Origin of the sequence: Acinetobacter sp. KAM396 (genome assembly GCF_021602765.1) — a bacterium.
GTDB classification, from domain to species: Bacteria; Pseudomonadota; Gammaproteobacteria; order Pseudomonadales; family Moraxellaceae; genus Acinetobacter; species Acinetobacter towneri_A.
Genome location: NZ_BPPH01000004.1, coordinates 64,765 through 76,916, shown reverse-complemented (window position 1 = coordinate 76,916; position 12,152 = coordinate 64,765). Strand labels below are relative to the sequence as shown.

General features: G+C 40.7%; 12 protein-coding genes and 2 pseudogenes. 6 read left to right on the top strand and 8 right to left on the bottom strand.

Annotated features, from left to right (window positions below):
• Positions 1–8 precede the first annotated feature (8 nt).
• Together L6C30_RS03960 and L6C30_RS03955 are read left to right on the top strand one after the other, a co-directional pair.
• Positions 9–1,058: a cyclopropane-fatty-acyl-phospholipid synthase family protein gene (locus L6C30_RS03960; RefSeq protein WP_087549556.1), complete on the top strand. Its 1,050-nt coding sequence runs from the start codon at positions 9–11 to the stop codon at positions 1,056–1,058.
• Between the two features lie 39 nt (positions 1,059–1,097).
• Positions 1,098–2,423, top strand: a complete 1,326-nt coding sequence (locus L6C30_RS03955; RefSeq protein ID WP_374706584.1) for a sensor histidine kinase — start codon at positions 1,098–1,100, stop codon at positions 2,421–2,423.
• Here L6C30_RS03955 and L6C30_RS03950 read toward each other — a convergent pair.
• The 4 genes from L6C30_RS03950 to L6C30_RS03935 all read right to left on the bottom strand — a co-directional run bounded on the left by L6C30_RS03950 (position 2,420) and on the right by L6C30_RS03935 (position 5,172).
• A complete protein-coding gene (locus L6C30_RS03950) occupies positions 2,420–3,112 on the bottom strand; it encodes a response regulator transcription factor (RefSeq protein WP_236162426.1) in 693 nt (230 codons plus the stop codon). The two genes, L6C30_RS03955 and L6C30_RS03950, sit on opposite strands and share 4 nt — an antisense overlap.
• Positions 3,113–3,123: 11 nt before the next feature.
• On the bottom strand, positions 3,124–3,624 hold the full coding sequence (locus L6C30_RS03945; protein ID WP_005177287.1) for a chalcone isomerase family protein: 501 nt from the start codon (positions 3,622–3,624) through the stop codon (positions 3,124–3,126).
• A complete protein-coding gene (locus tag L6C30_RS03940) occupies positions 3,600–4,172 on the bottom strand; it encodes a nuclear transport factor 2 family protein (protein WP_171065058.1) in 573 nt (190 codons plus the stop codon). The genes L6C30_RS03945 and L6C30_RS03940 overlap by 25 nt, the downstream gene beginning before the upstream one ends.
• Before the next feature lie 118 nt (positions 4,173–4,290).
• The gene (locus L6C30_RS03935; protein WP_236162427.1) at positions 4,291–5,172 is read right to left on the bottom strand and encodes a LysR substrate-binding domain-containing protein; all 882 of its coding nucleotides are present in this window, start codon (positions 5,170–5,172) and stop codon (positions 4,291–4,293) included.
• Between the two features lie 102 nt (positions 5,173–5,274).
• Between L6C30_RS03935 and trpB the strand changes: the two genes are divergently transcribed.
• Together trpB and trpA are read left to right on the top strand one after the other, a co-directional pair.
• Entirely contained in the window at positions 5,275–6,486 is a 1,212-nt protein-coding gene (gene trpB / locus L6C30_RS03930) for a tryptophan synthase subunit beta (RefSeq protein WP_236162428.1), read from the top strand.
• Positions 6,483–7,271 (top strand): tryptophan synthase subunit alpha, encoded by a 789-nt coding sequence (gene trpA, locus L6C30_RS03925; protein ID WP_236162429.1) that lies wholly within the window; start codon positions 6,483–6,485, stop codon positions 7,269–7,271. Before trpB ends, trpA begins: the two co-directional genes overlap by 4 nt.
• Positions 7,272–7,396: 125 nt before the next feature.
• Here trpA and ribA read toward each other — a convergent pair whose 3' ends face one another.
• Positions 7,397–7,999 (bottom strand): GTP cyclohydrolase II, encoded by a 603-nt coding sequence (gene ribA, locus L6C30_RS03920; protein WP_019837879.1) that lies wholly within the window; start codon positions 7,997–7,999, stop codon positions 7,397–7,399.
• A gap of 535 nt (positions 8,000–8,534) precedes the next feature.
• Between ribA and L6C30_RS03915 the strand changes: the two genes are divergently transcribed.
• Together L6C30_RS03915 and L6C30_RS14935 are read left to right on the top strand one after the other, a co-directional pair.
• On the top strand, positions 8,535–9,443 hold the full coding sequence (locus L6C30_RS03915) for a cation diffusion facilitator family transporter (RefSeq protein WP_236162430.1): 909 nt from the start codon (positions 8,535–8,537) through the stop codon (positions 9,441–9,443).
• Positions 9,444–9,507: 64 nt separating this feature from the next.
• A pseudogene (locus tag L6C30_RS14935) lies at positions 9,508–9,579 on the top strand (cation transporter); the annotation flags it as partial.
• Positions 9,580–9,619: 40 nt separating this feature from the next.
• Here the strand turns inward: L6C30_RS14935 and L6C30_RS03910 are convergent.
• The 3 genes and pseudogenes from L6C30_RS03910 to L6C30_RS03900 all read right to left on the bottom strand — a co-directional run.
• Positions 9,620–10,120, bottom strand: a pseudogene (locus tag L6C30_RS03910) (IS3 family transposase); the annotation flags it as partial.
• Positions 10,121–10,324: 204 nt separating this feature from the next.
• Positions 10,325–10,810 carry a hypothetical protein gene (locus L6C30_RS03905; protein WP_019837876.1) on the bottom strand — a complete coding sequence of 162 codons (486 nt, stop codon included), beginning with the start codon at positions 10,808–10,810 and terminating at the stop codon, positions 10,325–10,327.
• Positions 10,811–10,885: 75 nt separating this feature from the next.
• On the bottom strand, positions 10,886–12,148 hold the full coding sequence (locus L6C30_RS03900) for an MFS transporter (RefSeq protein ID WP_236162431.1): 1,263 nt from the start codon (positions 12,146–12,148) through the stop codon (positions 10,886–10,888).
• Positions 12,149–12,152 lie beyond the last annotated feature (4 nt).

Here is a 12,152-nt window from a genome sequence, read left to right as displayed (position 1 = left end):
GTAAATACATGGACTTTATGATTAAAAAAACCTTAGAACTGATCGAAAATGGCAAGGTGCCAGACCCAGTGATTCGTGCAGGCATTCGTACTTTAAGCAAAAAACGTTTGGCACAAGAAGGTCGGTTTAACCCCGCATTGGCAGCGCAGCGCTATATGGATGTGCTGACCATGCTGAAAAACAGCGAAATTGCCATTGAGACAGACAAAGCCAATGAACAGCATTATGAACTGCCGACCGCATTTTTTCAGGCAGTACTCGGTAAGCGTTTGAAATATAGCGCGAGTCTCTTTGAACATGCCGATACAACGCTAGACCAAGCCGAAGAAGCTGCTCTTGCATGCTATTGCCAGCGAGCACAACTGAAAGACGGGCAGGATATTTTGGAAATTGGCTGCGGTTGGGGTTCTTTAAGTCTATATATGGCCGAGCGTTATCCAAGGGCCCGTATTACAGTCGTGTCAAATTCTTCAACGCAGCGCGAGTATATTCAGGAACAAGCCCGTTTAAAAAAACTGGATAACCTGACGGTGATCACTTGTGATGTCAATGTGTTGCAACTTGAACCTGCCTCTTTTGATCGTGTGGTGTCAGTGGAGATGTTTGAGCACGTGCGTAACTATCAAAAACTATTTGAAAATATCAGTATTTGGCTCAAACCAAATGGCTTATTGTGGTGTCATATTTTCTGTCATCGTTTCTTGCATTATCCTTTTGAAGTCAAAAATGAGTTTGACTGGATGTCGCAATATTTCTTTAGTGGTGGTTTGATGCCAGCAGCCTCAACTTTCCTACATTTTCAGCAGCATTTACAGCTAGAACAGCACTGGCAATGGGCGGGCACGCAGTATGAACGTACCGCAAATGCTTGGCTAGAAAATATGGATGCTAAACAGGCCGAGCTAAAGCCCTTATTTGAACAAACTTATGGCGCGGATGCCGCAATCTGGTGGCAACGCTGGCGGATTTTCTTTATGGCCTGTGCCGAGCTGTTCGGTTATGAGCATGGACGCGAGTGGGTGATCGGTCACTTTCTGTTTAAAAAGAAAACCGTATAATTGAATGGCGAATCGGATGGGGTAGCGGGGAATGCACCAATGTTAAAGCTGTTCAGGGACAAACACGATCATCCTCTGGGTGAGGTGTTTAACCGCTATTACTGGCTGCAAATCGGATTCATTGCCTTGTCTGTGGTGATTGGGATTGGTTTCAGTGCCTGGGTAATTAAAGGTTCTTTGCTCAGAACGGCGCTAGAACAGGAAATGTCTCACTACTGGCAACGATTAGAACGTAATCCTGCCGCAGAATTGCCCGACACCAAAAATCTGTATGGTGGTTACCGCTGGAACACTGTGCCACCACCCCAATTTAAGACTATGCAGCTTGAGCAAGGAGTGAATCGGCATTTTGTCGATGGCAAGGAGCGCATGACTGTGTATGGTGAAAAAGACGGACAGCATGTCCTGTTGGTCTTTGGCGAAAGCAACGTCAACAAGCTGGTGTGGCTGTTTGGTCTGGCACCGCTGATGGTCAGCCTGTTTGTGCTATATAGTGTGCTGTGGTGGTGGAACCGTCGGGCCCGGCGCTATTTTTCCCCGATTACCCGTCTGGCCAATGCGCTGGAATATATCGACTGGGAACATCAGAAAAATCAGGCTTCGCCTTTTCAGGACATCCGCACCGACTCTAATCTGGAAGCTGAATACCTCAAGCAGGCGCTGGAAAAATATCATCAGGTATTAAGCGAATTTATTCAGCGTGAGCGTGAATTTACCGGAGATGTCAGCCATGAGCTGCGCACGCCACTGACCATTTTAAAAGGGAATGTGCAGCTGTGTCAGGCACGCTATGGCGACAACAAGTCCTTTACCCGCCTGCATAACACCATTGAAGACATGCAGCTGCTGGTCGATACCTTGCTGGCAATTGCCCGCAATACCACCAACACTTTAACTGCTGAACCGACCATGCTTTCAGAATGTCTGGACAATCTTGTGCAGGATCTGGAGAGTGTCAGTCATAACAAAGGCATGCAGATAGACCTGCAAAAAGACCTCGATGAACAGCCGCGTAAACTTTATCCATCCATGACCAAAATGGTGTTTGGCAATATTCTGCGCAATGCGCTGAACTATTCACAGGGCACAGAAATTGATGTGATTATGGAAAAAAATAAAGTACTGATTGCTGACAATGGAGTCGGCATGCCTTTACCTAACAATTCTAAAGTTCAGGAACTGTCTGGTCAGCAGCTACAACTGGAAATCAAAGGGCATGGTATTGGATTGCAATTGGTGCAAAAGCTATGCAAACAGCTAGGTTGGCGTGTGGAGCTGTTTGACAGGCAATATTATCTTGACACTCATCAGAATGTTGATCTAGCAATGACCACTGGACTGATTGTTGTTGTGTACCTAAATTAGGCTTCATCTTCGAAAGCAATCTTTAAACCAATCCCAGATATGGTGTGAATCAGCTTTTGTTCAAAGGGTTTATCGACCATTTTGCGTAAATTATAGATATGACTGCGCAGAGCATCACTTTCTGGCTCTTCGTCACCCCAAAGCTGCATCATAATTTCCTGTTTGGTCAGTACTTTAGGAGAATGTCGCATTAGTAGCTTCAAAAGTTTAAACTGAATCGGAGGCAATTCAATGTTCTGCCCAGCTCGAGTTAGCTGTTGTGTTGCTGGGTCCAAAATTAGGTCATGAATTTGCAGACGACTGCTAGATACTTCACCCAGGGAACGTTTGATCAGGGCCTTGACCCGAACCACTAGCTCGTTAAAGTCAAAGGGCTTGACCAGATAATCATCCGTGCCGGAATTGAAGCCTTTAAGTTTGTCATCCAAGGTATCCCGAGCGGTAAGCATCAAGACAGGTAAGTCCAACCCCTCTTCATTGCGTAACCACTCGCACAATTCATAACCAGAACCATCAGGCAAATTAATGTCTAGTAGCAAGATATGGTAGCGTTGCTGTTTCAGTAATTGTCTAGCAGCACTCAGATTGCGGGCGTGATCGACCACAAAGCCATGTTCTTCAAGAAACTCGCATAGGGTAGAGGCCAGTTCATAATGGTCTTCAAGCATCAGGATAAAATGTTTCGACATAGCGGCAGACACTAATTTAATAATTGCTGTTTTAATTTAGCACTAAATGGCTGGGGACCCAGCCATATATTAAAATATTGTTGTGCCAGAGGATGTTTAAGCTGCCCTAAACTTTGCTGGTTCAAAGATAAGCTCAGGGTCTGTGTAGCATGGTTGTATTTTAAACGGTAGAGGTCGCCTGATCTGACCGGACGATACAAATCGGTGATTGGGTTGAATAGAGCATGTATTTTTGCGTCTTTAACATTACGTTTCAGTAAATGTGTGGCCGCACGCTTAAATGCCCATTCCGGAATATTCTGTGTATAGGAAAAGTCCATCTGTATATTTTGTTTTTCCCAGGACTGGCTACAGTTTTGGGCAAAATAACTGGCCATACCGACCTGTTTTTGACCCACCATCAGCGGACCATTGCCGCATTGATTCAGGCTTTGTGCCTGTGCCCATGGACAGAAGCTACATCCCATCACTAACGCTGTACTAATCGCTATTTTTTGAAAGGCAGTAGCCATGAGTAGACCCCTCCAACATAAGGCAGGGAACGGTACAGGCCATTCGCAGGGTCCCAGAAATCCTGCTGGAAAATAATCTTGTTGTTTTCGTTGATCTTGATTTCACTGATACCGTAAGAGTCCATACTGCGGGTCGTGCCGAACAATTTAAAATCATAGGCCATATGCCAGTGCACATAGGCAGAGTCCTGATGATAAGAAGCGTTTAACAGCTTGACGCTGACCTTGCTGACCCGTTTGTTCATGCCTTGAAAGTGCTCGAGTAGATTTTGACGGGATGAAAATTGCGATAGCGTATCGTTAATAAACAGCTGGTCGGCATACAGTGCTCCAGCATTTTCAACGAATTCAGGTGTGCCCAAGGTATTAAAGGCTGAGGTAAAGCGGAGGCCGATATCCTGAGCTTTAGCCTGATCCAGCGCTATCCCCTGAATACCATTTCTGGATTGGGCGTAATCGGCTGAATAACTGGGAATACTTTTACATCCGGCTAACAACAGAAGCGGCAAGGATAAGGCTGTAGCAATTAGTGTTTTTACAAGTCTCATCATCAGTGTCCGTATGAAGTGTATGTTTATACCTTAGGCAGCACAGCGTGAATAGAATGTGAAATAGACGTTATAGATGAGCAATTGAATAGAATTTTTCAAATCAAAGATTAAATGTTTAACTTTTTTCTTCGGCCATTAACCAATTAATGATATTCATAACATCACGATTTTCATTATTTTTTCTGACCATTGCATAAAAATTATAGTCACAATAGATAAAACCAAAAGGGGCAATGATCTTTCCATTTAACATTTCTTTTTCTACTAGAATTTGAGGTGCTATGGCAATTCCTAACCCAGACACGGCAGCTTCTATCATTAAATTCAGACTATCAAAATAACGGTCATTGGATTTTGGGCAAAAGCTTATTTGAAACTGATCAAACCATGTATGCCATGCACTTCTATTTGAGTGGGTATGAAGTAATGGATAGTTTAAAAGATCATTTACGGAATGAAGAAGATTTATTTCACGATTACAAATAGGACCCATGTTATCGGGAAATAACAGATATTTATTCAAAAAGTTAGGAAGTAGATGATTCTCACTGATGCTATTGATCAATATGTCAACTTTCTCTTTTTCTAATAATTTTAACTCATTACATGTCATTAATTTGATATGGATATTGGGATAAATGACTTCGAGCTTTTCTAATCGGGGAATCAGCCAATTTGCCATAAAACTATGAGAAGCGCCTATGACAACTTCTACTTCTGAAGTTTTATTTGTTAACTCAAAGACGCATTGTTCTAAACGATTAAAAAGCTGCGTACAAACGAGCGACAATTCTTCGGCATCCGCCGTCAGAGAGATGGTCGAGGAATGTCGAATAAACAATTTTTTATCCAACCATTCTTCTAACTGCTTTATTTGATGGCTAATCGCGCTATGGGTTACACATAATTCTTCGGCAGCTAAGCTGAAACTTTTATTTCTGGTGACAGCTTCGAAAGCTTTTAAAGCATTAAGAGGAGGTAATGTTCTGCGTTTCATGTTGTAAAATTTTCTAACATCATAAGTTCAAAATATATCAATTATCATAAAAATGAAAATATTTTAAGATCAAACAAGTTTTGATAGTAAAAGAGATATGAGATGACAACCCCTTATACAGGTAATGGTCCTGATGACTTGGGATTTTTTGGTAAATTTGGCGGATGTTACATGCCAGAGAGCTTAATGCCAGCACTTCAAGAATTAGAGCAAGCCTTTAATACAGTTCGGCACAAACCTGAATTTTGGGCTGAATATCAGCAGATTTTAACGGACTTTGTTGGTCGTCCTAGCCCTCTTTTTTATGCAAAAAACCTAACAGCTTATGCAGGCGGCGCTCGAATATATTTCAAGCGAGAAGATTTGAACCATACGGGTGCGCATAAGATCAATAATTGTGTAGGGCAAATCTTATTAGCCAAATTTATGGGTAAAACCAGAATCATTGCGGAAACGGGTGCTGGGCAACATGGTGTTGCAACAGCAACGGTTTGCGCGCTGTTTAAGATGAAATGTACCATTTTTATGGGAGAAACAGATATTCAGCGCCAACAAATGAATGTTGAACGTATGAAGTTACTCGGTGCTGAAGTCAGAAGTGTTCAAAAAGGTCGTGGGACTTTAAAAGATGCCATGAACGAAGCATTACGTGACTGGATTCATCATGTGGATACAACCTATTACCTATTGGGTACGGGTGCAGGCCCTCATCCATATCCCACCATGGTCAGAGAATTTCAGAAAATGATTGGTTTAGAAGCCAGAAACCAAATACTCCTGAAAGAAAATAAACTGCCTGATGCTCTAGTTGCTTGCGTTGGTGGGGGATCAAATGCATTAGGGTTGATGCATCCTTTTCTAGAAGATCTGAATGTCAAAATGTTTGGCGTTGAGGCGGGTGGAAAAGGAACAAATAGCGGTGAACATGCCGCCTCTATTTGCAAAGGTCAAGTCGGTGTGCTGCATGGCAATTTAACCTATTTATTACAAGACTTAGATGGGCAGATTTTAGAAGGGCACTCTATATCAGCTGGCTTAGATTATCCTGGCGTTGGTCCTGAGCATGGCCTTCTCTTTGAAACAGGGCGTGTGATATATACGGCGATCACCGATCAAGAAGCGGTAAATGCCTTTCAGCTTTTAAGCCAACAGGAGGGTATTATTCCTGCTCTTGAGAGTTCTCATGCGATTGCATATGCGATTCAACTTGCTCAAGAAATGTACCCAGAACAGATCATTATTGTCAATTTAAGTGGCAGAGGAGACAAAGACTTAAACACGGTCAAAAAATATCTTACAAGAGCTACAGCATGAACCGTCTAGATCAAACATTAGAGCAATTGAAACTGGAAAATCGAAGCGGTCTGGTCTGTTATTTTACTGCTGGAGATCCTAATTTTACAGAAAGTTGTCGTCTGTTAAGCCAATTGGGTCAAGCAGGGGCTGACATTATTGAAGTGGGTATTCCATTTTCTGATCCAGTGGCAGATGGAGAGATCATTCAGGCAGCGCATCTTCGGGCTTTAGATGCAGGTCAAACGGTAAAACAGACCATTGAGTTGGTAAAAGTAATCAGGCTGCATGATGACCAGACACCAATAATTTTCATGACTTATTTAAATCCGATGATGCAATATGGTTTTGAGACACTTATCGCCGAAACAGAAAATCTTATAGATGGAATATTGATTTTAGATGCTCCATATGGATATCGAGAAAACTTTGAAGTGCAATTAAATGAAAAAAATATGCATTTAATTGCAATGACCGCGCCGACGACCCCAGTTGAAAGGTTAGAGCAAATTTCAGCGCGCGCGACAGGGTTTTTATATCATGTTGCAGAAAATGGATTAACAGGAGGAGACTTCAATCTATCTAATCTTGAGAAAAAGATGACTGAAATTAAGCCGATTTTTAATATTCCTGTTGCAATTGGTTTTGGAATCAAAAATGAAAACCATGTTAAAGCACTAGCCAATAAAGTAGATCTTATTATCATTGGTTCAGCGCTTGTCGATACTTTTTTTAATAAGGGAATGAATCCGACTTTAGAAAGAGTGACGGTTTTTGCACAGATATTGAGACAAAATAAAGAATAGTCAGGCACCTTTCATAAATCTTCTTTAAAACCATAATTTAATATAAAACAATATTTTATCTTTACCTTCTCCCGAAAGGGAGATGGAACTTTATACGTGGATTTTTTTCTTAAAGTGATCGCTTTTTAAAAATCACTATTATCATATAGATGTGACATGCGTTTTTGCTTTGTTTCAAGATAAGCTTTGTTAAAGATATTTAAACCAACTTTTAAAGGAATACGTTCAACAACATTAATTCCTAAATCAGTTAAAGATTTAATTTTAAGGGGGTTATTTGTAATGAGTTTTACATTATTTATTTTTAAATAATCTAACATAATGGTACACATATCATATTTACGAGCATCTGCTGGTAAATTTAATAATAAATTGGCGTCAAGAGTATCATGTCCTTGGTCTTGAAGGGCGTAAGCTCGGATTTTATTGGTTAGTCCTATGCCGCGACCTTCTTGGCGCAAGTATAAGATCACACCTTGACCTGCATCATTAATCATTTTCATGGTTGAATGTAATTGGGGGCCACAATCACATTTGAGTGATCCAAAAGCGTCACCTGTTAAGCACTCTGAATGAATTCTAACGAGTACAGGTTGATTAGAAATAGTACCCATGCCTTTAGCAAGAGCGATATGTTCTTCACCAGTACTTTGGTCTTGAAACGCTATAATTTCAAAATCACCAAATGCAGTCGGTAGTTTTGATTTTGAAACAAACTCTATAGCCATTGAAGAATACACCTATATAAATTTATATTTGGTACAATTTACTTAATCTAACTTGAAAGCATTGGCTAATTTTTTTCAGTCATAAATTTCAGCATTTAACTTCCAAGTAAAGAGTATGTATTTAATAGTGAATTTTTTGTGAAATATTAAGTTGACAAAATAACTAACCAAGCTAAAAAAATTTAGTTAGCCCAGGCTTTGTTGCATAAATATGTAAGCATCTGATTTAAATAAATTTAATTTTGGATCAAAAAATAATCAAAACTTTTAAAATCATATAGTTATGAAATCTTTCCACAACAAAGCCGAACAGATGCCAAAATAATTGATCTGGTACAGCGTATTACACCAACAGGCTATACGCAGGCCATGAACTTTTTGGCAGGAAAAAAACGCCGCAAATAAAGACGAATTCACATGAAAGATGATTTTATCGTTTTAACCGAGTATGATGAATCGAGTAATTTTTAAATTAATAATAGCTTCGATTTCAATGCTGAAGCATTTCGTTAAATAAAATGATAAGGAGCCCTACATGAGTGGTTCTCATAACCATGATCACAGTCATGTTGAAGTGACTGCAAAAAATGCCAAGAAATTAACCATTGCACTTACCTTGACGTTCACCTTCTTAATTGTGGAAGTGGTTGCAGGATTTATCACACAAAGTTTGGCCTTACTGTCCGATGCAGCGCATATGTTTACCGATGCCGCTGCTTTAGCCATTGCTTTAGCAGCCATCAAAATTGGGCAAAAGCCTGCCGATGATAAACGTACTTTTGGCTATCAGCGGTTTGAAATTTTGGCAGCTTTGTTTAATGCCATGATGTTATTTGTGGTGGCGATTTACATTTTATATGAAGCCTATCAGCGTTTTAGTCAACCACCTGAAATTCAAAGCTTCGGCATGCTGATTGTTGCGGCTTTGGGTTTAATCATCAATCTGATTTCAATGAAAATTTTGGTGTCGAGCAGCCAAGACAGTTTAAATGTGAAAGGGGCTTATCTTGAGGTGCTCAGTGATGCATTAGGCTCAGTGGGTGTGATCATTGGCGCACTTGTGATTTATTTCACAGGTTGGATGTGGGTAGATACCGTTATTGCGGTGTTGATTGGCTTTTGGGTCTTACCTCGAACTTGGGTGCTACTGAAACAAAGTATCAATATTTTGCTCGAAGGTGTGCCAAGTGAAATTGATATTGAATCTTTACGTAATGACTTGCTGGCTTTAGAGGGTGTACAAGGCATTCATCAGCTGAAAGTTTGGGCGATTACTTCTAAAAATGTGCATTTAACAGCGCATTTGATTGCACCCGATGTAGATCAGAGAGCTTTATACCACAAAGCTGTGGAGTTATTGGGGCATGAGCATGGGATTACACAAGTGACTTTACAGATTGAAGAAGATGAATGCCATCCACACCAACACGAACATAGTCATTAAAAAGACTTGACCTTAGACTTAGTCCAGGCTTTACAATAGCGTCACTTTATTTCAGTACGACATTATGCGTTCTACCACGTGGATTAGCCTCTTAGTTGCTTTATTCATGTTCCAAAGTCTATGGAACGTGGCGGCAGTGAACCGTACCGGGTTTGTCGGAGACTTTTTTATTTAAGTTAGGCCACATGACCTAACGGGTTAATCTTATTATAGTACATTGCTTCAAACTCAAAAGGCGATACATAACCCAGTGCACTGTGTACACGCTTTTTATTGAACCAATCTACCCAGTTTAGTGTCGCAAGTTGTACATCTGCTAAACCTTGCCAATCTGTTTTTAAATATTCAATCACCTCTGTTTTGTATAAGCCATTCACCGTTTCAGCCAAAGCATTATCGTATGAATCACCAGTCGTACCGACTGATGCTCGTAAATTTACTGCTTCTAAACGATTGGTATAACGAATGGAAAGATATTGCACACCTTTGTCGGAATGATGAATCACATTCTTTGGCATGCCTCGATCGTGCAATGCTTGCTCAAGTGCATCGAGCACCATATCTGTATTCATCCGTGTAGATACTTTCCATCCAACAATTGCTCGTGAGAACACATCAATAATAAAGGCGGTATAGACCCAGCCTGAGTGAGTTTGAATATACGTAAAGTCACTTATCTGAGAAGCACTGCTTTGCAAGGGAATGAACCATAAGCAAGTGATCCCTGCCGATGAAACGCCCGTCACCATCATGCGGAGGGTGAGAATGATAAAAAACCGATTGCATGCGAACAGATCAAGACATCATCGCATCAGTAGGCATTAAGTGCCTAAAGGTGTAGATAGCTATGCCTTTTGGTTAGGGAGAAGGTCAATCATCATCTATAACGCTCCAAATTGCTGCCAAGTTTCACCATTGTGCAGCGAGTTATAGTAGTTTTGTAGTTCAACCAACTCATAATATTGGCTATATGCCAGCAGCAGCAGACCCTGCACAAGTCCAATTTTTAATAGCATCAAGCGAGTTGGATGTTTATATATACTATCAAGACCAAATAGTGTCAGCATGAGCGCTGGAATTAATATAATCGCTTTTAAATGACTCAAAAAATCCAGCCCGTGGTTATATAACAATCCTAGAATCAGCAATACCAGTCCTAAACTGGCGTAAATGCGACTATTAAGCGAAGTTCGCAAGGCAAAAATAAGCTGTAGAACCAGTAGAAAACTGGCAAAGAGATAGAATGTCGTACCCCCAATAATCACGGTATACATTGCATTCAGCAGACAATACGCCATGATGACAAAGATGATCACAAAATAAATGAGTGTGCAAAGTCGGTGAGTTAATTCGGTTGTTTTTGCCATAAAATCAATCCTTATCTAAACTCATTACGCATGAAATAAGTATGGGCAAATTTTGTGTAAGCTTCTATTTTTCTATTATAGGTATTTATACTTCTCATAACTTGATGGTGTTTTGAGTAAATCTCTATTACGAAAAAAGCTGAAAAGACAAATGCTTAAACATAGGCTTCCTCCGATCAGTATCGCAGGCGTGATGGAAAAATAACGTGATGCCATACTGCTGTTTAACGCACCCAAGTGGTTGCCTGTAGTGACCCATATCCCATTGAGTGCCGCCACACGACCATGTAAGTCTTGAGGAGGAAGTTGCTGTAACAAACTCTGGCGAATCACCATACTGATGCTATCTAAAGCGCCAATCAGTATAAGCAGAGCGATACTTAGCCATAGTGATGTCGATAAAGCAAATACACATGTCGTGATTGCAATTCCTATACTGGCAAGTAACATATTGCGCCAAGCTTTTTGGCTTGGCGAAAAATGCAGTAATACACCCATCATTAGAGCCGTGCCGATAGCTGGTGCTGCTCTTAGTAAGCTTAAGCCTTCGGCACCTAAATGCAGAACATCGTGAGCGACGATTGGGAGCAACACGATAACACTACAAAATAATGCTGTCACAAAATCCAATAACATACTCCAAAACAGCACACGTTGTTGCAACATAAATCTAAAAGTATGTTTTAAACTTTGCAACACTTGGCCGTGTATCGAGATGGGAAAACTACGTGGACTGAGTTGCCAAACAGCAAGGCTGCCAATACAACTCAACATAAAGATGATACCTAACGTTGCAACAAGTCCCACATGGCTCAGTAATAATCCAGCACATAGCGGAGCCGCAATGGCTCCAAATTGCCAGATCGAAGTCGTCCACATGGAAGCATTGTTTTCTGCTTGCCGAGAGATTAAAAATGGGCGTATTGAATTAAATGCAGGGCTGTATATTCCCCGCAAAATGCCTAAGCAAAAAATAAGAAAATAAACTAAACAGAGCAGCGTGTTTTGCTCAATCTGTTTGGTCTGGAAAACATAAAAAACAACAATCATTAATAACGGAATGCCGCTACTCAGACTAAAGCTCCATTGCAGCAGCTTTTGACGGTTATATCGATCTGCCCAATGCCCGCCGAAAAAAGACAAGCCAATAAAAGGCAGCAGTTCTACGACGGCAATGAAGCCTAAACTGAGCGGATCTTGGGTTATTTGATAAAGTGCAAAACCAATCGCGACTTCCTGCATGACCACAGCAAGCACCAAACAAAGTTGATTGAGGCTTAGTAAAGAGAAATCACGACAACGAAAAGCAATAAAAGCTTCAGACTGAAGATAAGACATAAAC